19 protein-coding genes are annotated in these 24574 nt (G+C 71.1%); 12 read left to right on the top strand and 7 right to left on the bottom strand.

The window, feature by feature from the left end:
- Positions 1-84 precede the first annotated feature (84 nt).
- The 5 genes from ABD289_RS11870 (at position 85) to ABD289_RS11850 (ending at position 5086) form a co-directional block, all read left to right on the top strand.
- Positions 85-540 (top strand): universal stress protein, encoded by a 456-nt coding sequence (locus ABD289_RS11870; RefSeq protein WP_344130190.1) that lies wholly within the window; start codon positions 85-87, stop codon positions 538-540.
- Entirely contained in the window at positions 521-1504 is a 984-nt protein-coding gene (locus ABD289_RS11865) for an adenylate/guanylate cyclase domain-containing protein (protein ID WP_344130185.1), read from the top strand. Before ABD289_RS11870 ends, ABD289_RS11865 begins: the two co-directional genes overlap by 20 nt.
- A 205-nt stretch (positions 1505-1709) precedes the next feature.
- The gene (locus ABD289_RS11860) at positions 1710-3089 is read left to right on the top strand and encodes an FAD-binding oxidoreductase (RefSeq protein WP_344130182.1); all 1380 of its coding nucleotides are present in this window, start codon (positions 1710-1712) and stop codon (positions 3087-3089) included.
- A 207-nt stretch (positions 3090-3296) separates the two neighbouring features.
- Positions 3297-4532 (top strand): class I SAM-dependent methyltransferase, encoded by a 1236-nt coding sequence (locus tag ABD289_RS11855; protein WP_344130179.1) that lies wholly within the window; start codon positions 3297-3299, stop codon positions 4530-4532.
- 71 nt (positions 4533-4603) lie between these two features.
- Positions 4604-5086: a VOC family protein gene (locus ABD289_RS11850; RefSeq protein ID WP_344130176.1), complete on the top strand. Its 483-nt coding sequence runs from the start codon at positions 4604-4606 to the stop codon at positions 5084-5086.
- 19 nt (positions 5087-5105) lie between these two features.
- On the opposite strand, the gene ABD289_RS11845 is transcribed toward ABD289_RS11850, so the two are convergent.
- From ABD289_RS11845 to ABD289_RS11835, 3 genes are read right to left on the bottom strand one after another with little or no spacing between them, the layout of a single operon-like run.
- Positions 5106-5957, bottom strand: coding sequence for an SDR family NAD(P)-dependent oxidoreductase (locus ABD289_RS11845; RefSeq protein WP_344130173.1), 852 nt, complete (start codon positions 5955-5957; stop codon positions 5106-5108).
- A complete protein-coding gene (locus ABD289_RS11840) occupies positions 5954-6859 on the bottom strand; it encodes an alpha/beta fold hydrolase (RefSeq protein ID WP_344130170.1) in 906 nt (301 codons plus the stop codon). The genes ABD289_RS11845 and ABD289_RS11840 overlap by 4 nt, the downstream gene beginning before the upstream one ends.
- Complete coding sequence (locus tag ABD289_RS11835) at positions 6856-8361, bottom strand: flavin-containing monooxygenase (protein ID WP_344130167.1); 1506 nt, start codon at positions 8359-8361, stop codon at positions 6856-6858. Before ABD289_RS11835 ends, ABD289_RS11840 begins: the two co-directional genes overlap by 4 nt.
- A gap of 105 nt (positions 8362-8466) precedes the next feature.
- Here ABD289_RS11835 and ABD289_RS11830 point away from each other — a divergent pair, with 105 nt between their 5' ends.
- Positions 8467-9687: a PucR family transcriptional regulator gene (locus tag ABD289_RS11830; RefSeq protein ID WP_344130164.1), complete on the top strand. Its 1221-nt coding sequence runs from the start codon at positions 8467-8469 to the stop codon at positions 9685-9687.
- A gap of 15 nt (positions 9688-9702) precedes the next feature.
- On the opposite strand, the gene ABD289_RS11825 is transcribed toward ABD289_RS11830, so the two are convergent.
- Positions 9703-11115 carry a lipase maturation factor family protein gene (locus ABD289_RS11825; protein ID WP_344130580.1) on the bottom strand — a complete coding sequence of 471 codons (1413 nt, stop codon included), beginning with the start codon at positions 11113-11115 and terminating at the stop codon, positions 9703-9705.
- A gap of 173 nt (positions 11116-11288) precedes the next feature.
- On the opposite strand from ABD289_RS11825, the gene ABD289_RS11820 reads away from it, so the two are divergent.
- Positions 11289-12107 (top strand): putative RNA methyltransferase, encoded by an 819-nt coding sequence (locus tag ABD289_RS11820; RefSeq protein ID WP_344130161.1) that lies wholly within the window; start codon positions 11289-11291, stop codon positions 12105-12107.
- Between the two features lie 237 nt (positions 12108-12344).
- On the opposite strand, the gene ABD289_RS11815 is transcribed toward ABD289_RS11820, so the two are convergent.
- Both ABD289_RS11815 and ABD289_RS11810 read right to left on the bottom strand, forming a co-directional pair.
- On the bottom strand, positions 12345-13820 hold the full coding sequence (locus tag ABD289_RS11815; RefSeq protein ID WP_344130158.1) for an aldehyde dehydrogenase (NADP(+)): 1476 nt from the start codon (positions 13818-13820) through the stop codon (positions 12345-12347).
- A gap of 82 nt (positions 13821-13902) precedes the next feature.
- On the bottom strand, positions 13903-15126 hold the full coding sequence (locus ABD289_RS11810; RefSeq protein ID WP_344130155.1) for a PucR family transcriptional regulator: 1224 nt from the start codon (positions 15124-15126) through the stop codon (positions 13903-13905).
- A 74-nt stretch (positions 15127-15200) separates the two neighbouring features.
- On the opposite strand from ABD289_RS11810, the gene ABD289_RS11805 reads away from it, so the two are divergent.
- From ABD289_RS11805 to ABD289_RS11790, 4 genes are all read left to right on the top strand, one after another.
- The gene (locus ABD289_RS11805; protein ID WP_344130152.1) at positions 15201-15776 is read left to right on the top strand and encodes an urease subunit gamma; all 576 of its coding nucleotides are present in this window, start codon (positions 15201-15203) and stop codon (positions 15774-15776) included.
- On the top strand, positions 15773-17446 hold the full coding sequence (locus tag ABD289_RS11800; protein ID WP_344130149.1) for an urease subunit alpha: 1674 nt from the start codon (positions 15773-15775) through the stop codon (positions 17444-17446). Before ABD289_RS11805 ends, ABD289_RS11800 begins: the two co-directional genes overlap by 4 nt.
- A 14-nt stretch (positions 17447-17460) precedes the next feature.
- Positions 17461-19089 carry an amidohydrolase gene (locus ABD289_RS11795; RefSeq protein WP_344130146.1) on the top strand — a complete coding sequence of 543 codons (1629 nt, stop codon included), beginning with the start codon at positions 17461-17463 and terminating at the stop codon, positions 19087-19089.
- 82 nt (positions 19090-19171) lie between these two features.
- Positions 19172-20470, top strand: a complete 1299-nt coding sequence (locus ABD289_RS11790; RefSeq protein ID WP_344130143.1) for an MFS transporter — start codon at positions 19172-19174, stop codon at positions 20468-20470.
- An 82-nt stretch (positions 20471-20552) separates the two neighbouring features.
- Here ABD289_RS11790 and ABD289_RS11785 read toward each other — a convergent pair whose 3' ends face one another.
- Positions 20553-21902 carry an FAD-dependent oxidoreductase gene (locus tag ABD289_RS11785; RefSeq protein WP_344130140.1) on the bottom strand — a complete coding sequence of 450 codons (1350 nt, stop codon included), beginning with the start codon at positions 21900-21902 and terminating at the stop codon, positions 20553-20555.
- Between the two features lie 413 nt (positions 21903-22315).
- Between ABD289_RS11785 and ABD289_RS11780 the strand changes: the two genes are divergently transcribed.
- Entirely contained in the window at positions 22316-24418 is a 2103-nt protein-coding gene (locus tag ABD289_RS11780; RefSeq protein ID WP_344130136.1) for a putative bifunctional diguanylate cyclase/phosphodiesterase, read from the top strand.
- The last annotated feature ends 156 nt before the right edge of the window (positions 24419-24574 follow it).

The following is a 24574-nucleotide window of genomic DNA, read 5'->3' as shown; positions in this document are numbered from 1 at the left end:
GGAGCGTTTCCGCGCGCGCCCGCGCTCGTTAGTGTTCTCACCTGGTGTGTCGAATGTCGGCCTGCTCGTGGAAGTGAGAGTGCGATGTCCAATTACCGCACCGTTGTCGTCGGAACCGACGGATCGGCGCCGTCGTTGCGCGCGGTGTCCCGCGCCGCGTCGGTGGCCGCTGATGCGGGGGCGCGACTGGTGATCGTCTGTGCCTACTACCCGACCGATCCGAAGGACCTCGAACGCGCTCAGGACGAGCTCGGCGACGAGGCCTTCCAGGTCATGGGTTCTGCGCCTGCCGAGGACACGCTGCGCACGGCTTCCGACACGGCGCGCGCGGCCGGGGCGAGCGGCGAGATCGAGACCTTCGCCTCGGTGGGCGAGCCGATCGCCGTGCTGCTGGCCGCGGCCGACAAGCACGGCGCCGACCTCCTGGTCGTGGGCAGCCGCGGGCTGAACACGCTCAAGGGACGCATCCTCGGGTCGGTGCCTTCCGAAGTGTCCCGCCGATCTGATTGCGACGTGCTCGTTGTCCGAACATCGCGATGACCGGATGCGGCGGGTGGAGGAGACGGTCCTCGGCAGCCCGCCGCACTACACCAAGGGCGAGGTGACCGAAGCCGCCGGAGTTCCGATCGAGCGCGCGGAGGATCTCTGGCAGGCGATGGGGTTCGCCCACGTCGGTCCCGATGACGCGGTGTTCACCGAGGCCGACATCGCGGCGCTGCGCGCTCTGGTCTCGCTCGTGTCGGCGGAGGTGATCCCGACCGACCTGGAGTCGGCGGTGGCCCGCTCGCTGGCGCAGACGATGTCGCGGCTGGCCGAGTGGCAGACCGGGATCTTCAAATCGCTGCTGGGCGATCAGTTCTCGGACCTGGAGGCAACCTCGGAGGTCGCCTCGGCGATCCTGCCGGTGATGGAGCGCCTGCAGAACTACGTGTGGCGCAGGCACCTGGCCGCCACGGTTTCCCGGGAGCTCGACCAGCGCGATCCCGGCGACGAGCGGGTGCAGGTCATCGGATTCGCCGACCTGGTCGGCTACACCCGCCTGATTCGCGACTTCACCGAGCTGGAGCTGGCCCGGCTGATCGACGGCTTCGAGTCGCTGGCCGGTGGCGTGGTCGCGCAGAACCACGGCCGGGTGATCAAGACCGTGGGCGACGAGGTGCTGTTCGCCACCGAGGGCGCCGCCGAGGCCGCGGAGATCGCGCTGGCGCTCAACGAGGAGATCGCCAAGACCGACCTGCTGCCCCCGCTGCGCATCGGCCTGGCCAAGGGACCGGTGCTGGCGCGGTTCGGTGACGTCTACGGGTCCACGGTCAACATCGCCAGCAGGCTGACCTCGGTGGCCCGGCCCGCATCGGTGCTGGTGGACCGGGAGGTCGCCGCCGCGTTGCGCGGGGACTCGGCGTTTCGCCTGATCTCGGTGGGACCGACCAAGGTGCAGAGCTTCCGCGGGTTGCGCGCCTGGGCACTGCGCCGGGCGGGCGGGGAGCAGCCAGCGCAAATGTGATCGAGATCCCGATGAATTTGCATGCGCCAAGCAAATGAGCCTGTTGGCGATCGTTCATGATCGGCTAAGCAGGGATTCTCCGGGTGGTCGTGCTCGCCCGGTCACGCACCGAAGTGTCGCTTTGCCCGATTAGTCCGGTTGTCTGACACAACCATCCTGATTTTGCAGGGGTGCCTGCGACTGCGCGCGGCAATACAGTCAGGGTATGGCGGATTCGGGATCATCGGTGCGGGGCGAGCATTCCGACGACGTGGCCGAGCTGGTCGCGCAGTACGAGCAGCTGCCGGAGGGGGCTCCGGTACGGCTGGCGAAGCCGACGTCGAACCTGTTCCGGTTCCGGGAGGAGGGCGATTCCCCGGGGCTGGACGTGGGCCGGTTCAACCAGGTGCTGGAGATCGATTCCGCGCGCGGAACCGCCCAGGTGCAGGGGATGACCACCTACGAGCGGCTGGTGGACGCGCTGCTGCCCACCGGGCACATGCCCGAGGTGGTGCCGCAGCTCAAGACCATCACGCTCGGTGGCGCGATCGCCGGCCTCGGCATCGAGTCGACCTCCTACCGCAACGGCCTGCCGCACGAGTCGGTGCGGGAGCTGGAGGTCCTCACCGGATCCGGTGAGGTCGTGCGAGCGCGGCCGGACAACGAGCACGCGGCGCTGTTCCGGGGATTCCCCAACTCCTACGGCACGCTCGGCTACACCCTGCGCCTGGAGATTGAACTCGAACGGGTTAAGCCCTACGTCCAGCTGCGGCACATCCGGTTCTCCACCGCCGAGGAGTGCGCCGAGGCCATAGCGGCGGTGTGCGCCGAGAGCGCCTTCGACGGCGAACGCGTGGACTTCGTCGACGGCACGGTCTTCTCCGCCGGGGAGCACTACCTCACGCTCGGCTCCTACGTGGACGACGCGCCGTTCGTCAGCGACTACACCGGGCGCCGGATCTACTACCGGTCCATGCAGGAGATCGGACGCGACTACCTGACCGTTCACGACTACCTGTGGCGCTGGGACACCGACTGGTTCTGGTGCTCGCGCGCGCTGGGCGTCCAGCACCCGCTGATCCGGCCGTTCTGGCCCAGGCGGTACAAGCGCTCGGACGTCTACCGGCGCGCGGTCGCCTGGGACCGGCGGCACTCGATCACCGATCGGATCGCCGTGCTGCAGGGCAAGGGCGTCAACGAGCCGGTGATCCAGGACGTGGAGATCCCGGTCGACCGGCTGGCCGAGTTCCTGGAGTTCTTCCACCGCGAGATCGGGATCTCGCCGATCTGGCTGTGCCCGGTGCGGCTGCGCGACGGGCAGGGCTGGCCGCTGTACCCGATGGACCCGGAAACGCTGTACGTCAACGTCGGCTTCTGGGCGACGGTGCCGCTGGAGCTGGGCGAGCTTCCCGGCAGGCACAACCGCGCGATCGAACAGGCGGTCACCGAGCTCGACGGGCACAAGTCGTTGTACTCGAACTCCTACTACACCGAGGACGAGTTCTGGCGGCTCTACAACCGGCCCGCCTACGACGAGCTCAAGGCCCGCTACGACCCGAAGAACCGCCTTCCCGGTCTGTACGAGAAGTGCGTGCGCGAGAAGTGAGTGGGAACGGGGGAGGTGCTCGTCTTGCCGTCAGGTTCCGGTGGCCGAACCTCGGACGCTTCCCGGCTCCGGGACCCGAGATCCGTGCACGCCGAACGCGCGGCGCCGCCGTCGTCCTCACCGGGGGACGTCTGAGAACCCGCAGCGGTGCGAGTGCTCCGGGGCGGCACCGAAAAACTCGAGAACGAATCGAAAGGAGATCCGCTGATGGGGTGGGCAGATGTGTTCACGCGGATCCTCGGCAGCGATCTGTCGGTGGAGATCCGCGCCTTCGACGGTAGCCGCGCAGGCGGGCGGGACGCGGACGTGAGCCTGGAGATCCGCTCGCCGCTGGCGCTGTCACACCTGGCGGCCGCGCCCGGCGAGCTGGGTCTGGCCCGCGCCTACGCCAGCGGCGCGATCGAGGTTCACGGCGACATGTACGCCGCGCTGGCGTCGTTCCCCGCGGTGGCGCTGGGCGACCTCGCGCCGGAGCTGCGCCGCGAGCTGGCGGTCAAGCTCGCGGCCTACCGGCTGTGGTGGCCGGTCAAGGTCCCCGCGGTGGAGCACCGGCCGAAGCGCGCCTGGCGCAGGCACTCCAAGAGCCGGGACAGCGAGGTGATCTCGTACCACTACGACGTCTCGAACCGGTTCTACGAGTACGTCCTGGGCGATTCGATGGCCTACACCTGCGCGGTCTTCCCCTCGGCCGAGGCCACGCTGGAGCAGGCGCAGCACGAGAAGCACGACCTCGTCGCCCGCAAGCTCGGCCTCGAGGAGGGGCAGCGGCTGCTCGACGTGGGCTGCGGCTGGGGCGGCATGGTCATGCACGCCGCCGAGCACTACGGCGTGCGCGCGCTGGGCGTGACGCTGTCGCGGCAGCAGGCCCAGTGGGCGCAGAAGACCATCGCCGAACGCGGCCTGGCCGATCTCGCCGAGGTCCGGCACATGGACTACCGCGACGTGGCCGAGACGGGTTTCGACGCGATCAGCTCGATCGGGCTCACCGAGCACATCGGGCTCAAGCAGCTGCCGTCGTACTTCTCGACGCTGGCCGACAAGCTGGTGCCCGGTGGCCGGTTGCTCAACCACTGCATCACCCGGCCCGACGGCACGCACGGCTCGCGCCCCGGCAAGTTCATCAGCCGCTACGTGTTCCCGGACGGCGAGCTCGAGCCGGTGGGCACGCTGGTCTCGGAGATGAACGACAACGGTTTCGAGGTGCGCCACGAGGAGAACCTCCGCGAGCACTACGCGCTGACCCTGGCGGGCTGGTGCGCCAACCTCGACCGCAACTGGGACGCCGCGGTCGCCGAGGCGGGCCTGGACCGCGCGCGGGTCTGGCGGCTGTACATGGCGGCCTGCAGGCTCGGCTTCGAGCGCAACGTCGTCCAGCTGCACCAGGTGCTGGGCACCAAGCTCGACGACACAGACGCGAGGATGCCGCTTCGCCTCGACTGGTGAGCGATGAGTTTCGCCGCACCGGCCGGTCTGTCCCTTCGGCATGGAATTCGAGTCGAAGGGACGGACCGGTCATGGGCGAGATCAAGCAGAAGATCCGAACGAACCTGTGGTTCGACGGCCAAGCCGAGGAAGCAGCTGAGTTCTACTGCGGCGTCTTCCCGGATTCGCGGATCGTGACCAAGCAGCACTACACCGAGGTCGGCCCCGGCGAGCCCGGGACCGTGGTGACCGTGGAGTTCGAGCTCGCCGGTCAGCGCTTCGTCGGCATCAACGGCGGACCGATGTTCACCTTCACCGAGGCGATCTCGCTGGAGATCGTCTGCGCCGACCAGCAGGAGGTCGAGCACTACTGGAACCGGCTCGGCGAGGGCGGCTCGTACGTGCAGTGCGGCTGGCTCAAGGACCGCTACGGCCTGTCCTGGCAGGTCGTGCCGCAACGCCTCAACGAGCTGCTGGCCACCGGCGACGAGGCCACCACCGACCGGGTCATGAAGGCCATGCTCGACATGGTCAAGCTCGACATCGCCCAACTCGAGGAGGCCGCTCGCGGTTGAGCAGCCGCCGCGGCGCGCTTCACCGCCCGGAGGCCGGGAAGATCTTGCGCTCGAGGGAGACGGCCAAGCGGGTGGCCAGGGCCGGGGCCGCTCGGGTGAGCAGGTCGACGGCGACCGCGTCGCGTCCCACGCGGATGCGGGGGCGGCCCCGTTCGACGCCGTCGGCGATGATGCGCGCCGCGTCAGCCGGCGGGAGCTTGAGCAGCTTCTCGCGGTAGACCCGCTGGCGCGCGCGCTGAGCGGGCGTGAGCACCTCGCCGGCCTCCTCGGCGATGCGGGTGGCGTTGTCCGCGATCGCGGTCCGGACGCCGCCCGGGTGCACGACGCTCACCCGGACCGGGTGGCCGTCGCGCAGCATCTCGGCGCGCAGCGCCTCGGTGAAGCCGCGGACGCCGAACTTGGCCGCGCAGTACTGGGACATCCCGGGCTGGGCGAGGTAGCCGTTGAGGCTCGAGAGGTTGACCACGGCGCCGTCGCCGGAGGCGATCAGCTGCGGCAGGAACGCCTGCGTCCCGTGGATCACGCCTGCCAGGTTCACCGCGAAGACCCGCTCGTAGTCCTGCCAGGTGCTCTCCAGCACCGGGCGGTTGGTCGCGATCCCCGCGTTGTTGTAGACCTGGTGGACCGCGCCGAAGCGCCCGGTCACCTCCGAGGCCCAGGACATCACGGCATCGCGGTCGCTGGTGTCGACCAGCGCGGTGTGCGCGGGGCCGGTCAGCTGGTCGGCGGTCTCCTCGAGCCCCACCTCGTCGATGTCGCTGAGCGCCACCGAGGCGCCCCGGCGACTGAGCTCCACGGCGAGGGCGCGGCCGATGCCCGAACCCGCTCCGGTGATGGCGGCGACCTTGCCGCGGACCGGGTACCTGCTCATGCGCTGACTCCTCGGGCGTGTCGGGAGATGAGGTCGCAGAACCGGGGCAGCAGGCCGGGGGCGAGGTGGTGGCCCATTCCCGGGATGGTCACCAGGTCCGCGCCCGGGATCGCCTCCGCGGTCGCGCGCCCGCCCGAGGGGTGCACGATCAGGTCGCGATCTCCGTGCACCACCAGCGTGGGCGCGGTGATCCGGCGCAGTTGCGCGGTGCGGTCCCCGGAGGCCTGGATGGCCTGGATCTGACGCCCGGTACCCGCGCTCGTCGCGCGCGGATCTTCGACGCGGTCCCAGGCGAGTTCGGCGTAGGCCGTTTCCACCGCGGGGTCGATCGGGTGCGCGGTGCCCGCCAGGTGCGCGGTCATCCCCAGGTGCCGTTCGATCGATTCGGCGCGGGTGCGCGCCGGGCGCCGTGCCAGCCGGACCTTGGTCGACCAGGCGGGTTGCCCGACGCCGGACCGGCCGGTGGTGGAGATGATCGAGGTCAGGCTCAGCACCCGCTCGGGGTGTCCGGCGGCGAGGGTCTGGGCGATCATCCCGCCCATCGACATCCCGGCGACGTGCGTCCGTCGCACTCCGAGGTGGTCGAGCAGCCCGACCACGTCCGCGGCCATGTCCTCCAGGGTGTAGGAATCGGAACGCGCGCGTCCCCGCAGTTTTCGCCAGTTCGTCGGTGGCGGGGCGTCGATCCGCGCGGAGCGCCCGGCATCGCGGTTGTCCAGCCGGATCACCCGGAACCCGCGCTGCACCAGGCCGTCCACCAGTTCGGCGGGCCAGGCGTGCAGGTGCTGGCCGAGACCGGCCACGAGCAGCAGCGGAACGCCGTCGCCGGGGCCGTCGACGGTGTGGCAGACCGTGATCCCGGTGGACAGCCCGACGATGTGCTCCTCGATCCCCGCCGTCATGCGGTGGCCTCGGCGGAGGACGCCTGCGAGGTCGTGCGATCGGCGGGGCCGGCGAAGCGCAGTCCCTCGGAGACGAGCGGACCGTCGAGCAGCCGCCGGTCTTCGAGGTAGCTCATGGACATCAGCCACGGCGCGCGCGGGCCCTGCCTGGGCAGCTCGTCGAGGGAGCGCTGCACGTAGCCCGCGTCGAAGTCGAGCAGCGGCCGGGTGGGCAGGTCTGGGTCAGCCACCACCCACGCGGTGTCGTGCCCGCGCGCGTCCATCCGCTTGAGCAGGTGGCAGAGGTACTCGCAGAGGATCCCGATCTTGAGCGTCCACGAGGAGTTCGTGTAGCCGATGGCCAGCGAGAAGTTCGGCACGCCGGAGAGCATCGTGCCGCGGTGGATCACCGTCTCCGAGGGAACCACCGGCTCGCCGTCGACGGCCAGCTCCATGCCGCCGAACAGCTGCAGGTTCAACCCGGTGGCCGTGACGATCACGTCGGCGTCGAGGTGCTGCCCGCCGCGCAACTTGATGCCGGTCTCGGTGAAGGTCTCGATCCGGTCGGTGACCACGTCGGCTTCGCCGCGGCGGATGGTCTTGAACAGGTCGCCGTCGGGAACCGCGCACAATCGCTGGTCCCAGGGGTTGTACGGCGGGTTGAAGTGCCGGTCGACGTCGAAGCCCTCGGGAAGTTGCTTCTTGTTGACGTAGCGGATGATCGCTCGCGCCGCCTTCGGGAAGCGCTGGCAGAAACGCCAGATCGCGCTCTGCTGCAGGATGTTCTTGCGACGGGCGATCGCGTAGCCGCGTTCGGCGCCGAAGATCCGCTGGACCGCGCGGGCGAAGGGGTCGACCTTGGGCACCGGGAGGATGTAGGTGGGCGTGCGCTGGAGCATCGTGACCTGCGCTGCCTGCTCGGCCATGGCTGGAACCAGGGTCACCGCGGTGGCCCCGCTGCCGATGACCACGACGCGCTTGCCCGCGTAGTCCAGGTCCTCGGGCCAGTGCTGCGGGTGCACGATCTCGCCGGTGAACCGCTCCCGGCCCGGGAAGGTCGGCGTGTAGCCCTGGTCGTAGCGGTAGTAGCCGGTGCCGCTGAAGATCCAGCCCGCGCTCATCCGGAACCGCTCGCCGTCGGGTCCCCGCACGGTGACGATCCAGCGCGCGCTCTCGCTCGACCAATCCGCGGCCTCCACCCGGTGCCGGTAGCGGATCCGGTCGGCGAGGCCGTTCTCCTCGATCGTCTCGCGCAGGTACCGCAGGATCTGCTCGGCGTCCGCGATCGACTCCTCGTCCCGCCACGGCTTGAACTCGTAGCCGAAGGTGTGCAGGTCGGAATCCGACCGGATTCCCGGGTACCGGAACAGGTCCCAGGTGCCTCCGGCGTTCTCGCGCCCCTCCAGGATCGCCACGGAGCGGTGCGGGTGCTCCACGTTCAGGTAGCGGGCGGCACCGATGCCGGAGATGCCCGCACCGACGATCAGGACGTCGACGTGCTCGAGGTGGGGTGCGCTGGTCATCGATCTCCTCCGGTCGCGGGTGCCACCAGCCTGGCCCGGCCGGGTCCGGGAAGGGAGTTTCGGATCGCACCCGATCTCGATGGTAGGTGGTGCACAATGTGCGGCGTGCAGGCTCCCGAACCCTGGCCGGTGGTACCGCCGCGCATCGCCGAACTGATCCGCCGCGGCGCGCAGGAGGTCGCCGACCCCGGCGAGGAGTGGTGGCGCGAGCTGCACGAGGCCGCCCTCAGCGGCCCGGGGATGCGCGCGGTCGCCGCCGACCCGGTGCTGGCCGAGTCGACCCGCCGGGCCAACGTGGCCAACCTGCTGGCCTGGGTCGCGCACAACATCGACAAGCCGGGAACCCGCGTGCCGCCTTCGTTGTCACCGGACTCGATCGCCAACGCGCGCGACCTGGTGCGGCGCGGGCTCGACACCGATGCGCTGGATGCCTTCCGCAAGGGGCAGTCGGCCGCGTGGCGGCGCTGGATGGACGTGTGCTTCGGGCTCACCGACGACCCGGACGAGCTGCACCAGCTGCTGGAGATCAGCGAGCTGTCGATCAGCACCTACCTCGACGACACCGTCGAGGCGATCCGCGAGCAGATGAACGCCGAGCGCGACGACCTCGCCCGCGGCAGCCACGCCGAGCGGCTGGCGACGGTGACGCTGCTGGTGGAGGGCGCGCCGATCACGGTCCGCCAGGCCGAAGCGCGGCTCGGCCACCGGCTCACCGGCCCGCACACCGCGGCGATCGTCTGGGGCCCGCCGGATGTGGACAGCGCGCGGCTGGAGGAAGCGGCGGAGGGCCTGCTCGAAGCCGCGGGCGCCGAGCGGCGGCTGACCCTGGTGGCCAACGCGGCGACCCTGTGGGTGTGGCTGCCCGCGGCGGTCTCCCCGCGCGAGATGCCGCCGATCGCCGTTCCGGACGGCGTCCGCATCGCCGTCGGTCGTCCCGGCCGGGACCTGGCCGGCTTCCGCTCGAGCCACCTCGAAGCGCTCACGACTCAGCAGGTCGTCGATCGCGCGGACATGCGCGCGGGCATCGCCTCCTACGACGAGGTGCAGCTGGTCGGCCTGCTGGAGCGCGATGCCAAGGCCGCCGACGCCTTCCTGGAGCACACGCTCGGCGATCTCGCCGAAGCGGACCCGGAGCTGCGCGAGGTCGCGCTGACCTACCTGCGCGAGCTCGGCAACGTCACCCGCACCGCCGAGCGGCTCTACACCCACCGCAACACGGTGATCCGCAGGCTCCGGCGCATCGACGACCTGCTGCCGCGCCCGCTGTCGGAGAACGCGGTCCACGTGGCCGCCGCGCTCGAGCTGCGCTCCTGGCGAGCTCGCTGATCCGCCGAAGCGCGGTCAGCGGAGGTCTTCCAGGCCGAGCGGGCGGATGAATTCCGAGGTCTTGGTCCTGGTCCAGTGGCGGCCGGTGGTCTTGCGCTCGCTGCGGGTGTTGAAGCGGTAGCGGTACAGGTCGGCGCGGACGAGCTTCGGCGGCTCGTCCGGGAACGGGTTGTCGCGCAGCAGCTTCAGCACCTCGGGTTCGTTGCGCAGCAGCGCTTCCAGGAAGCCGGGCAGCCAGGAGCGGCCGTAGCTGGGCGAGATCGCCAGGAACCACATCAGCCAGTCCAGCCGCAGGTGGTACGGGGCGACCTGCGGGGGCCTGCGGTGCGGGTCGCCGGGTTTGCCCTTGAACTCGTACTCCAGCCACGGGCCGTGCGGGCCGGCGGCGCCCTCGACGATGACCTCGTAGCGGGTGCGGGTGATGCTGCCGAAGGCGCCGTAGGTGTTGCCCAGGTGGAGCTTGTTGAAGCTGCGGTTCATCACCTGCGCGCTGCCGAGCATGTTCTGGATCGGCCACCAGGCCAGCACCACGAACAGGGCGGTCACCACCAGCACCGGGACCGCGAACCACGCGGGCGAGTCCTGCAGCGGCGGGGGAGCGGGGGTGACCGGGTCCAGCAGCCACGAGCCCATGCCCGCGAACGCCAGTGCGATCGTGATGAAGTTCAGCCAGGCGAAGTTGCCGCTGAGCATCAGCCACAGCTGGGTGATCACGATGATCAGGCCCGCGATCCCCGCGGCGGGTTGCGGGGCGAACAGCAGGAACGGCACCACGAGCTGCGTCGCGTGGTTGGCCAGGACCTCGACCTTGTGCAGCGGACGCGGGATCCGGTGGAACCAGCGGCTCAGCGGACCGGGCATCGGCTGGGTCTCGTGGTGGTAGTGCAGCGCGGTGAGATCGCGCCAGCAGGAGTCACCGCGCAACTTGATCAACCCGGCGCCGAACTCCACCCGGAAGAGCAGCCAGCACAGCAGCCACAGCACCGGTGCGGGCGGTGCCAGGTGCGCAGGTCCCAGGAAGATCGCCAGGAACCCGGCCTCCAGCAGCAGCGACTCCCAGCCGAACGAGTACCAGATCTGTCCGACGTTGACGATCGACAGGTAGAGCACCCACAGCAGTCCCCACAGCAGCGGCCAAGCCCACAGCGGGGCGAAGTCGGCGACCTGTGCCAGCAGACTGGCCACCACACCGGTCCAGCCCGCCGCCGTCAGCCAGCGATCCGAGCTGCGCAGGTGGAACAGGCTGGGCGAACGCTTGAACGGCACCCGCTCGACGTGGTCGGCGATCGGCGTCATGCCCCGCGAACCCAGCAGGCCGCGGAACTGCCGCAAGAAGCAGACGAAGCCGATCAGGTAGCCCAGCGCCAGCAGGTGCGACACCACCAATCGGGCGGACCAGTAGTCCGGCGCGCTCAGCCACTGCCACATCGCCGACTCCTTCCGGTTCGCCGGGGGCATCTCCACGACGTGCACGGGTCGCAGTCGCATCGTAGGACCGGTGCGAGGGGTGCGGGCGAGCCGCCGCCGGAACCGCCTCGCCGGGTCGCCGGGGTGGCGGGAACTAGAATCTCACCGGTTGTGACCCGGTGTGGAGGCTCGGTTTGCTGGACGACGTGGTGGAGCTGCTGGCCTGCCCGCACTGCGGTTCGAGCCTGGACCGCATCGGGGGTGCGCTGCGCTGCACGTCGCACCACGTGTTCGACATCGCGCGGCAGGGCTACGTCAGCCTGCTTCCGGGCGGGAGCAAGGTCGTCGGCGACACCGCGGAGATGATCGCGGCGCGCGCGGCCTTCCAAGCCGCCGGGCACTACGCGCCGATCGCGGAGGCGGTTGCGGAGGCGGTCTCCGGCGACGGTCCCGTGGTCGACGTGGGAGCCGGGACCGGCTACTACCTCGCGCGGGCGCTGGGGGAATCCGGCCGCGCGGGCGTCGCGCTGGACGTGTCCAAGTACGCCTGCCGCCGGGCGGCCAAGGCGCATCCGCGGGTGGGGGCCGCGGTCGCCGATGCCTGGCACGGCCTGCCGATCCGCTCCGGTGCCGCTTCGGTGCTGCTCAACGTGTTCGCGCCGCGCAACGCCGCGGAGATGCACCGCGTGCTGCGGCCGGGCGGCGAGCTCGTCGTGGTGGTGCCCAACTCCGGTCACCTGGCCGGGCTCGTCGACGAACTGGGCCTGCTCAACGTGGACGCGCAGAAGCGGCAGCGGCTTTCGGATCAGCTGGCGGGCCGCTTCGCGCCGTCCGCTTCGGACACGCTGGAGTTCCCGCTGGTGCTCTCGCACGAGGAGGCCGAATCCGCGGTGGCGATGGGGCCGAGCGCCTGGCACACCGGATCGGAAGAGCTGCGCGAGCGCGTCCGCGACCTGGGCGATCCGGTGGCGGCCACCGCGTCGGTGACCGTCGCGACCTACCGGCGCACGTGACGAAGCCGTCCCCGCACCCGGGTGCGAGGACGGCTCGGGGCTCCTTGCAGCATGCGGCGCCGGCCGCGTGCGGTGCAGGACTCAGCCCGCACCTCGGCGGGTTCTCGGACGTCGCCGGGCGAGGACAGCCGCGGCGCCGCGCAGGCCGCTGCTCGAGTCGCGGGGATCCCGCAGCCCGGCGACGTCCGAGGTTCCGCCGCGCGAACCGCGAACGGAAACATCTCCTCGGCCGGGAGATCAGCGCGGGTGGTGCACCCGCTGCGGGACGCCCCACGGGTTGTCGTCGCGCAGCGCCGGCGGCAGCAGCGCGGCCGGGACGTTCTGGTAGGTCACCGGGCGCACGAACCGGTCGATCGACGCGGTGCCCACCGAGGTGAAGCGGGCGTCGGTGGTGGCCGGGTACGGACCGCCGTGCTGCATCGCGGGCGAGACGGCCACACCGGTCGGCCAGCCGTTGAACAGCAACCTGCCCGCGCGGTCGCGCAGCAGCGGCACCAGCGACCCGGCGAACTCGGTGTCGGCGTCGTCGGCGTGCACCGTGGCGGTGAGGTTGCCCTCGAACGCCTCGGCCGCGCGACGGGCCTCGTCCGCCGAGGAGTAGGTGACCACGATGGACAGCGGCCCGAACACCTCCTCCAGCAGCGCCTCCCGGTTGGCCAGCAGGGTGTCCACATCGGTGGTGAGCAGCGTCGGCAGCGCGCCGTCGTCGGCGGCGGAGCTGTCCGCCGAGCCCTCGGCCAGCACCCGCACGCCCGGCACCTCGGTGACCGCGGTGCGGCGGTCGCAGTAGCCGCCGTGCAGCTTCTCGTTGAGCAGCCGGTGCGCGGAGACCTTCGCCGACTCCTCGGCCAGCACGTTCTCCAGGCCGTGCTCGGCGGGCAGGAACAGCAGGCCGGGCTTGGTGCACAGCTGGCCCGCGTTCCCCGAGTAGGAGGTCACGAAGCCCTTCGCGATCTCCTCGCCGCGGGCGGCCACCGCCTCGGGGGCGGCGAAGACCGGGTTCAGGCTGCCCAGCTCGCCGAAGAACGGGATCGGCTTCGGGCGCGAGTTGGCGATGTCGAACAGGGCGCGCCCGGCCGGGACCGAACCGGTGAACGCGGCGGCCTTGATCCGCTCGTCGCGCAGCGCCGTGGTGCCGATCTCGAAGCCGAGCACCACGGTGAACGCGCCCTCCGGGGCGCCCGCCGAGCGCAGCGCCTCGGCGACGATCTCACCGGTGCGCACCGACAGCTCCGGGTGGCCGGGGTGGCCCTTGAGCACCACCGGGCAGCCCGCGGCGAGCGCGGAGGCGGTGTCGCCACCGGCGACCGAGAAGGCGAACGGGAAGTTGCTGGCGGCGAACACCAGGACCGGCCCGATCGGCAGCTGCATCCGGCGCAGGTCCGGCTTCGGCCCGAGCGCGAAGTCCGCGTCCGGGCGGTCGAAGGTGACCTGCAGGTAGGAGCCCTCGTCGAGGACCTCGGCGAACAGCCGCAGCTGGAAGGTGGTGCGCTTGAGCTCGCCGGTCAGCCGGCCCTCGCCCAGGTTGGATTCGTCCATGGCCAGCGGGATCAGGTCGCCCGCGTTGGCGTCGAGCGCGTCGGCGACGGCGCGCAGCTGACGGGCGCGCTCAGCCGGGGATTGCGCGCCGAAGGGTTCGGCGGCGTCGGCGGCGCGCTGCAGCGCGCTGTCGAGTTCGGCTTGGGTGGTGTCCGGGATCTGAGTCGCGGTCAACGTCCCATCCTTTGCACGATACGAGAGGGGTCGTGTTCACCGTAGTACCTCGAACAACCGGAACGCCGCACGCCGTTCGAAATCACGCACCCGCGATTCGCCTCCCGCGCGTCGCGGCGGTGCGCTGATGGGAAAGGGGGGCGCCGTCGCGCCGGCAGGCTTCGGCGACGGTGAACAGCGCGGCCTGGTCGGGCTTGGTGAGGTCGCAGCCGGTCAGGTCGGCGATCCTGCGCAGCCGGTTGAGCACCGTGTTGCGGTGGCAGTAGAGCTCCGCGGCCACCGCACCGGCCGAGCCGGTGCGCAGGTAGGCCGCTGCGGTCTCCAGCAGCCGGCCCCGCTCGCTCGCGCCGGTGCCGCGCAGGCTGGCGAACACCCCGCTCGCCAGCGCGTCGCCGAGTTCGCCGAGCCTGCCCGCCACGAGCGAGGGCCACACGTCGGTCAGCGCGCTCGGGCCGCCCTCGGCCGCGCTGGTGCCCGCCAGCTCGACCGCGATCCGCACCGCGCGCGGCACCCCGGTGAGCGCCTGCGCGACCGGGGCCAGCCCGCACGGCACGTCGCGCAGCCAGCGCGGCGGGAGCTCCCGGGTGCCCGCGGGCAGTTGTGCGATGAGGACCGGCCTGCGGTCGACGTCCTGCAGGTGCACCGCGATGCCGCGGGCCGCGAGCCCGTCGACGGCGTGCCGCAGCGGTCGCGTTTCCGACAGCGGCGCGGCCGCCACCGCGAAGTCCGCTCCCGGCGCCACGTCCAGCGCCGTCGCCACCTGAGCGACGACCTGCGGATCCCGCGCGTCGGTGGTCAGCAGCCGGGCCACGAGCTGGCTGCGCTCGTGCTCCTGCTCCCGGGCGAGTACCGCGGCCTCGGCCAGGTAGGCGAGGTGGATCCGGGTGGTGTGGTGGTCGACCGCGGCCCACACGAGGGCGGCGCTGTGCACCAGCGAGGGCAGGTCCTGCTGGGACACCCGGCGGACGAGCGCGTCCCACAGCACCCGGAAGTCCATCCGCACCGCGTGCAGCAGCACCTCCAGCGGAACCCCCGCCTGCGCGCGGCTCCGGCCGATCCGCTCGCACAGGTCCGAGAGCCGGTCGGGCACGGATCCGCCGCCGATGAGCCGCAGCAGCAGCTCCATGCTCTCCTCGGCGTGCTCGCGCAGCTCCGGCCACGGGACGGCATCGCTGGCGTAGGGCTCCATCGCGCGCAGCTCGGCCAGGAACACCGCGACGAGCTCGTCGAGGTCGTCCAGGCAGGCGTGCACGAGCCTGCGCAGCGACTCGTCCGGGGTAACGGGCGCGTGAAACGGGGTGTGCATCTGCCCAATCTAGAACCGCGAAACGGGGTAGATCCATCATTGTTCTGGGCCGGTGAACAGAGGACTGTGCTCCCATGCACCTCACACCCCGAGAGCAGGAGCGGTTGACGCTGTTCTCCGCGGCCGAGCTGGCGCGCCGCAGGCTGGCCCGCGGCGCGCTGCTCGGCGCCGCGGACGCCGTGGCCTACGTGTGCGACGAGATCCTCGAACTGGCCTGGGACGGCGTCGATCTCGAGGAGATCGTGCGCCGCGCCGGCGAGTTGCTCGGACCCGACCGGTTGCAACCCGGGGTGCCCGCAGCGGTCCCGGTCATCCAGGTCGAGGCGCTGTTCCCGCACGGCAGCTCGCTGGTGCACGTGGCCCGGCCGTTCGGCCCGCCCGGGGAGGACGCGCCCGGTGCCGTCCGCGCGGCCGCGGGCGAGATCGAGCTGGCCGCGGGGCGCGAGCACCGGGACGTGACGTTGCTCAACGAGGGCGAGCGCTCCGTGTGGATCTCCTCGCACTTCCCGTTGAGCCAGCTCAACGGGGCCGTGCGCGCCGATGTCGAGCTCGCCGGTTACCGGCTGGCGATCCCCGCGGGCATGGCGGTGTGCCTGGAGCCGGGGGAGAGCAGGGAACTCACCGTCGTGGCAATGGGAGGTGCCGAGTGACGAGCCTGTCCCGCGAGCGCTACGCGGCGCTGTACGGACCGACCACGGGCGACCTGGTGCGGCTGGGTGACACCGATCTGTGGGTCCGCGTCGAGCAGGACGACACCGAACCGGGCGAGGAGATGCTCGGCGGCTGTGCGAAGACGACTCGCGACGGACTGCTGGTCGCGCCGAAGGCGGGACGCGACAGCGCGCTGGACATGGTCGTCCTCGGCGTGCTCCTGCTCGATCCGCTGCTGGGCGTGCGCAAGACCAACATCGGCATCAAGGAGGGCCGGATCGTCGGGGTCGGCCGCGCGGGCAACCCGCAGGCCATCGACGGCGTCGAGCTGGTCGTCGACTCGCACACCGCGATGATCACCGGCGAGGGGATGATCGCCACGCCGGGTGTGGTGGACTCCCACGTGCACCTGTCCAGCCCGGAGGTGGTGCCGTCCGCGCTCGCGGCGGGTGTGACCTCGCTGGTGGGCATGGGCATGGGCGGCGTGTGGGACGTCGGTGCCAACCCCGCCTACAACCTGCACTCGATGATCGAGGCGTGGCGGGACGTGCCGATCAACGTCGCGTTCCTCGCGCGTGGCTCCTCGTCGTCGAACGACCTGCTCGAACGGGCCGTGCTCTCCGGTGCGGGCGGGTTCAAGATCCACGAGGACTGGGGCGCGACACCGCACATCGTGGACACCTGCCTCGGGGTCGCCGACGAGGCGGACCTGCCCGTCGCGCTGCACACCGACACGCTCAACGAGTCCGGTTTCCTCGCCGACACGCTCGATGCCACCCGGGGCCGCACGGTGCACGCCTACCACGTCGAGGGCGGCGGCGGTCACCCCGATCTGCTGGAGATCGTCGGCAGTCCGCACGTGCTGACTTCCTCGACCACGCCGACGCTGCCGCTGACGCCCGCCACGGTGGACGAGCTGTTCCCGATGACCATGACAGTGCACAAAGGACACTCCCTCGTGGACAGCGACAGGGGGATCGCGGGGAGCCGGGTGCGCGAGCACGGGATCGCCGCGGAGAACGCGCTGCACGACTCGGGCGCGATCAGCATCGTCAACTCCGACTCGATGGGCATGGGGCGCATCGCCGAGACCGCGCGGCGCACCTGGCAGCTCGCGCACGTGCAGGCCGCGCTGGCGGGCAGCACCGGCCCGGAGAACCCGGACAACGAACGCGCGCTGCGCTACCTCGCGAAGATCACGCTCAACCCGGCGATCGCGCACGGCATGGCCCACGAGGTCGGCTCGCTGCGGCCGGGCAGGCTCGCCGACCTGGTGCTGTGGCAACCGGCGTGGTTCGGAGCGGAACCCGAGCTGGTGATCAAGTCCGGTTTCGTCGCCTGGGGCGCAGGCGGTTCCGGATCGGGCTCGACCCGACTCACTCAACCGAGGGTCATGCGTCCGTTCTTCGGCGGGCTCGGGGCCGCGCCGCGCAGGCTGTCGACGGTGTTCGTCGCCGACGCCGCCGACCGCGCGCGCCTGCCCAGCGGCCCGAACTACGCGTCCGTGCGCGACAGCAGGCAGCTCACCAGGGCCGACATGGTGCGCAACACCGCGACCCCGCGGGTCGACGTACCGCGCGATCCGGGTCCGGTGCTCGTCGACGGCGCGGAGGTCGACGTCCACCGGGCACCCACGCTGCCGCTGACCCGGCTGCACCACCTGGCCTGAGAAGGGACCGAGAAGTGCTGGACCTGCTGCTGCGCGACGTGCGCGCGCTGACCATGAACCCGGAACACCCCGTGGCGCACGCGATCGGCGTGCTCGGCGGCCGGATCGTCGGAGTGGACGACGAGGTCGCCGAGCTGCCCGCCGAGCGCGTGGTGCGCGGCGACGGCGCCGTCGTCACGCCCGGTTTCGCCGACTCGCACAACCACATGGTCTGGTACGGGTTGTCGCTGGGCGAGCTGGACCTCTCCGGGTGCCGGTCGGCGGACGAGCTCTACGACCTCGTGGCCCGGCGGGCCGCGGAACTGCCCTCCGATGCCTGGGTCATCGGGTCCGGCTACGACGACTTCGCGCTCGGCGGTCATCCCGACCGCGCGGCGCTCGATCGCGCGGGCGGCGGCAGGCCGGTGTGGCTCAAGCACCGCTCCGCGCACATGTGCGTGGCCAGCACCGAGATCCTCGCCGAGGCGGGCGTGCTGGACGGCTCGGCGCGCGTGCCGGAGGGCGGCGTCGTGGAGCGCGCCGAGGACGGCGCGCCGACCGGTCTGCTCGCCGAGCAGGCCCAGCAGCTGGTCGACGCGCTGGTCAAGCCGTATCCGGTGGAGGAGCTGGCGGCGGCGATCGGCAGGGCCGCGAAGCGCTACCTCGCCGAAGGGCTCACGCACGTCACCGAGGCTGGCATCGGCGGCGGCTGGATCGGGCACAGCCCCGCGGAGGCCGCCGCTTACCAGCTCGCGCGGATGCGCGGCGAGCTGCCGTTGCGCGCCGAGCTGATGCCCGCCGCGGAGGTGCTGCACCCGGTCGGGCCCGACGCGTTCGGTCTGGATCTGGGCCTGCGCACCGGGTTCGGCGACGACTTCCTGCGCATCGGGCCGATGAAGATCTTCACCGACGGTGCGCTGTCGAGCCGCACGGCGGCGGTGACCGAGCCCTTCCTCGGTCACGGCGGCCACGGCGTGCTCGGCGACGACCCGGACGTGCTGCGCGAGCGGATCCTGACCGCGCACCGCGGTGGCTGGCGGGTCGCCGCGCACGCGATCGGCGACCGCGCGATCGATCTGACTCTGGAGGTCTTCGAGCAGGCGCAGCGCGAGATGCCGAGGCCGCAGGCCCGGCACCGCATCGAGCACTCGGCGATGGTGCGACCAGACCAGCTCTCCCGGATGGCCGCGCTCGGCGTCGTCCCGGTGCCGCAGTCGCGGTTCCTCTACGAGATCGGCGACACGATGGTCGAGGCCCTCGGCGAGGAGCGCGTTCCGTGGCTCTACCGGCAGCGGTCCTTCTTGGACGCGGGGTTGGTGGTGCCCGGGAGTTCCGACCGGCCGTGCGTTTCGAACGGAGCGCCGCTGCTCGGGATGCGCTCGATGGTCGAACGCACGACCAGGGCCGGTCGCGTGCTCAGTCCCGGCGAGAGCGTCGACGCGGAGGAAGCGCTGCGCGCTTACACCACCCACGCCGCGTGGGCGGCTGGTCAGGAGCACGAGCGAGGCCGCATCGGCGCGGGCATGTTCGCCGATCTCGTGCTGCTCGACGACGATCCGACCGCCGTGGCCGCCCCGGCGATCGGCGACATCGACGTGCGCGCCACGTTCGTCGCCGGTCGCGCGGTGCACGGCGCGGAGGAGTTCCCAGAAGTCCCCACCTGATCCCGGCCCGGCGACCCGGTGAGCGACTCGCCGCGGGTGGCCGGGCCCGGGTGTCCCGGACCGCACAGAGCAGGGAGGCACCGTGACCGAAACCGCCGGTACGGCAAGCACTTCACGCATCCATCCCGAAGAGGCGCGCAAGGTCGCGTTCGCCGCGTTCGTCGGTACCGCGCTGGAGTGGTACGACTACTTCCTCTACGGCACGGCCGCGTCGATCGTGTTCGACCGGTTGTACTTCGCGACCGAGGACCCGGCGGTGGCCACGCTCGCCGCCTTCGCCTCGTTCGCCGTCGGGTTCGTCGCCAGGCCGTTCGGCGCCGTGCTGTTCGGGCACCTCGGCGACCGCATCGGCCGCAGGCGCTGCCTGCTCGTCACGGTCACGCTGATCAGCGTGGTGACCGGTCTGATCGGCCTGCTGCCGGACTTCGCGGCGATCGGTCTGGCCGCGCCGCTGCTGCTGACGTCGTTGCGCCTGCTGCAGGGCATCGCCGTCGGCGGCGAGTGGGGCGGCGCGATCACGCTCGCCGTGGAGCACGCACCGCCCGAGCAGCGCGGCCGGTTCGCGGCACTGCCGCAGATCGGCTCGCCCATCGGCACTCTGCTGTCCTCCGGCGGCTTCTACCTGGTCGCGATGATGCCGGACGACTCGTTCGACGCGTGGGGCTGGCGGCTGCCGTTCCTCGCCGCCTTCCCGCTGCTGGGCGTGGCCCTGTACTTGCGCAGGCGGGTGGGCGAGTCGCCGCTGTTCGAGCAGATGCTCGCCGAGCACGACCGCGCCTCGGTGCCCGCGGTGGAGCTGTTCCGCACCGCGTGGCGGCAGGTGCTGATCGGTGTCGCGGCCTCGCTGATCGGCATCGGCGGGTTCTACCTGCTGACCACGTTCGTGATCAGCTACGGCGTCGGTCAGCTGGACCTGCCGAAGTCGCTGATGCTGGGTGCGACGTTGCTGGCCGCAGCGGGCCAGGTCCTGACGCTGACCTTCGGCGGCAGGCTCGCCGACAGGTTCAGCCCCGGCAAGGTCTGCCTGTGGGGTGGGGTGCTCTCGGCGGTCGTGGCGTTCCCGGTCTTCTGGCTGATCGACACGCGCAACCCCGCGCTGGTGATCGCTGCCGTCGTGCTCGGCATCAACTGCCTGTCCATCCCGTACGCGGTGTCGGGATCGTTGCTGGCGGGCCTGTTCCCGGTGCACCTGCGCTACAGCGGCGTCGCGATCTCGTCGAACTTCAGCGGCCTGCTCAGCGGCTTCGTCCCCCTCGCGGCGAGCGCCCTCCTGATCGCCAGCGACGAGCAATCCTGGTCGACGGCAACGCTGCTGGTGTTCCTGGCACTGATCACCGCCCTGGGCGGCTACTACGCCCACCACCACACCCGCACCGCATGATCATGTTCGTTTGGTCTGCACAGTTTTAACTGTCAAACCCCTGCCTCCCGAGTGGGAAGCAGGGGTTTTTCAGGGGTGGTGGTCACTCTCCGCGGGAGATCTTGACCATGTCCTCGCGGGGGACGACCTTGATGCGCTCGCGGCCGTGCGACTCGCCGAGGGACTGCTCGTGGGCGTTGAGCTTGATCCAGCCGTCCCAGGTCGTGTACTCCACGCCGCGCTCCTCGAGCAGCGCGATGATGCTGTCGGCATCCGGCTGCTCGGCCTCGGGCAGGCCGTCGAGGTCGTCGAGCAGGTTGTTGATCGTCTCCAGCGCGTCGCCCTTGGTGTGGCCGATCAGGCCCACCGGGCCCCGCTTGATCCAACCCGTGGTGTAGACGCCCGGGATGTGCTCGCCGTCGAGGTCCAGCACCCGGCCGGCCTCGTTGGGCACCGTGCCCTTCTTGTGGTCGAACGGGATGTCCGGGATCGGCGAGCTCAGGTAGCCGACCGCGCGGTAGACCTGCTGGGCCGGGTGGGTCTCGTACTCGCCGGTGCCGCGCACGTTGCCGTCGCCGGTGAGCTCCATGACCTCGACCTTGAAGCCCTCGACCCGGTCGGTGCCCTCCACCGCGACGGGGGAGCGCAGGAAGTGCAGGTGCAGCCGCCGCTTGGTGTTGTACTGCGGGTCGCGCAGCGCCCAGTCCTGCAGGGTCTTGACGATGGTCTTGGTCTGGTTGTTGGTCCGGATCTCCTCTTCGCTGGCCTCGTCCAGCTCGAAGCCCTCCGGGTGCAGGATGATCTCGACCTCGTTCTGGTGGTCGAGCTCGCGCAGCTCCAGCGGGGTGAACTTCGCCTGCGCCGGGCCGCGCCGGGCGAACAGGTGGACGTCGGTGACCGCGGAGTCCTTCAACCCGGCGTAGACGTTGTCCGGGATCTCGGTGGTCAGCAGATCGTCGGCCTGCTTGGCCAGCACGCGCGCCACGTCCAGCGCGACGTTGCCCGCGCCGATCACCGCGACCTGCTCACCGTCGAGGGTCCACTCGCGCGGCGCCTCGGGGTAGCCGTCGTACCAGTAGACGAACTCCGCGGCGCCGTGGCTGCCCGGCAGGTCGATGCCGGGGATGTCCAGCGGGCGGTCCTGATCGGCACCGGTCGCGAAGATGACCGTGTCGTAGTGCCGCTGCAGGTCCTCGAGCTTGAGGTCCACGCCGTAGTTGACGTGCCCGAGGAAGCGGATCTCCGGCTTCTCCATGATCCGCTGCAGGGCGGTGATGATGCCCTTGATTCGAGGGTGGTCGGGCGACACGCCGTAGCGGATCAGGCCGTAGGGTGCAGGCATCCGGTCCAGCAGGTCGATCTCGACCGGGGTCTCGGACTTGGTCAGGATGTCGGCGGCGTAAACGCCGGCCGGGCCGGCCCCGACGATCGCGACGCGCAACGGGCGGGTCATGCACTCTCCTCCTGTGCGCCGTGCTCGGCGCGCTCGACTACGAAGCCGCGCGGGCGCGCACCCGAATTCCGGGTGGCTGCTCTGCGCGGAATCAATTCCAGCTTAGGGCCCCCTTACCCCCGATCCCGCGATGCGGGCTGGTGACAATGCTCATAGCGGCGTGACCTCCGCCGACGGAGCCGTGCCGCGAATCACGTTTGCGGCGAATCCGGCGATTCGCCGTAGCCGGTCGAACCGGGCCCGAATTCTTCTGCGCTGAGCGCGTGACCCGGTGCGGTGCGTGACAGTAAGATCCTGACCGGATTAACCGCGCCGGTGCGCTTCGCCAGCACGATCACATGTGGTGACGGCATGCGAAGAGCGCAGGGGTTGGGAAGGCGGCGCAGGCCACACGGACCCGACGGAGCCGAATCGTGATCACCAAGGTGGACCGACTGGAGCTCGTCCGGCGATGGAAGCACGAGATCGCCCACGCCGGGTACGTCCCGCTGCAGCGCAGCGACGTCGACGACCAGTTGGCCGACTGCCTGGAGCACGTGCTCGGCGAACTCGCGTGCCCGGACCGCGCCGGTGAGGCCAGGCAGGCGGGCGCCGATCTGGTCTCCCTGCACTTCACCAGCCCCGCGATGCTCTCGCGTTCGCTGAAGCTGCTGGCGCTCGAGCTCCCGGAACTGCTGCCCGAGGTCGCCCCGGAACGCCTGTTCGGTGTCCTGGGCGAGTTCGCGGGCGGTTTCGCGGGCAAGCTGCGCGAGAAGACGGTCGACGAGCAGGCGCTGGTGCTCAAGCACGCCGTCGGCCACACCCGCGAGGCGGGCAACGAGGCGCTGCGCGCCAGCAGGGAGCGGTTCAACGCGGTGTTCGACTCCGCGGCGCTGGGCATGGCCGTCGCGGGCATCAACGGCGTGATCACGGAGGCCAACGGGGCGCTCGGTCAGCTCTTCGGCCGCGAACCCGGGAGCCTGGTCGGCGTGCTGATCACCGACCTGGTCGATCAGCGGTGGCGCGCCGGCGTCACCGCCGCGCTGGCCGAGCTGGCCGCGGGCGCGGACGAGCGCGCGGGCCTGGACGTGCGGCGCACGCTGCCGGACGACACCCAGGTCTGGGCCCGGGTGTCGGCATCGCTGGTGCGCGACGCGGACGGTGACCCGGACTACCTGGTGGTGATGTGCGAGGACATCACCCACCGGCACATGCTGCAGGAGCAGTTCCGCAGGCAGAACGTGCAGGATCCGCTCACCGGGCTGGCCAATCGCACCCAGCTGGAATCCTGCCTGCACGCCGCCCTGACCCCGGTCTACCCGGGCCGCCGGATCGGCCTGTGCCTGTTCGACCTGGACGGGTTCAAGGCCGTCAACGACAGCCTCGGCCACCGCGTCGGCAACCGGCTGCTGCGCGAAGTGGCGCACCGGTTGCGTACGCTGGCCGCTCCGGACAGCGCGGTGGTCGCCCGCACCGGTGGCGACGAGTTCGCCGTGGCCATCCCGGACTCCATCGACGCGAACGCGGTGGTCGACCTGGTGGAGCGGCTGCTGCAGGAGATCGCCCGGCCGATGGGCATCGGCCAGCACGAGCTGAGCGCCTCGGCCAGCGTGGGCATCGTCGAGCGCGAGGTTCTCGGCACCGACGCCGAGGCGTTGCTGCGCGATGCCGACATCACGCTCTACCGGGCGAAGCGCGACGGCCGCGCGCTGTGGGTGCTGTTCGACCCCGAGCGCAACGCCAGGGAGCACGAGAACTTCCGGCTCGCCGCCACGCTGCCCGCCGCGTTGCAGTCGAACGAGCTCTTCGTCGAGTACGACCCGATCCTGGATCTGGGCACCGGCGCGGTGGTGGCCGCGGCGGCCAACATCCGCTGGGACCACCCAGAGCTCGGCGAGCTGGGCGCGGAGCGCTTCATCGGATTCGCCGAGGAGATCGGCCTGCTCACCAAGCTCGGCGCCTGGACCCTCGAGCAGGCCGGGGGGCACGCCGCGCGCTGGGCCGGCGAGCTGGGATCGCGGGCACCGCTGCTGGCGGTGACGCTTTCCGCCCGGCATTGCCGCGAGCCCGACCTCGTGCGCGAGGTGCGCGACATCCTGGATCGCACCGGGTTACCCGCCGAGTCGCTGGTGCTGTGCTTGCCGGAAGCCGCGCTGTTCGACCACCAGGGTGATCCGGTGGACACCGTGGAGATCTTCGCCGAACTCGGAATTCGCCTGTTCGTGCAGGAATTCGGGTCGCACTACTCCCGCGTGGACCGGTTGCGCGATCTGCCGCTGGCCGGGGTGAAGCTCGACGGTCCGCACATCGCCGGGATGGCCGATCCCGAGGGCGCCGACCCGCTCAGCGAGCACCTGGTGCACAGCGCGGTCGGCGCCGCCCGCCTGATGGGGCTCCCGGTGCTCGCCACCGGTGTGACCAACGAGCGCCAGGCCCACCGGTTGAGCGAACTGGGTGTCTCGATGATCCAGGGCCCGCACGTCAGCGACCGGTTGTCGGCGATCGAAATCGGCGGGCTCGTGCAGGAGCGCGCCTGACCTGCATCCCTTGGCCGGGCGACGATTCTCACGCCAGGTGGGTGACTGACTGCGGTCCGTAACAGTAGTATTGCCTACTTGATCAACCCGTTCGGCTCCCCTCCGAACGATGTTGATCGACGAAGAACTCCGGCGGCCGAGCAGGCCGCCTCTCCC

This window comes from Saccharopolyspora halophila, from assembly GCF_039531955.1.
GTDB lineage: Bacteria > Actinomycetota > Actinomycetes > Mycobacteriales > Pseudonocardiaceae > Saccharopolyspora > Saccharopolyspora halophila.
This window is presented reverse-complemented; position numbering and strand designations above follow the sequence as displayed.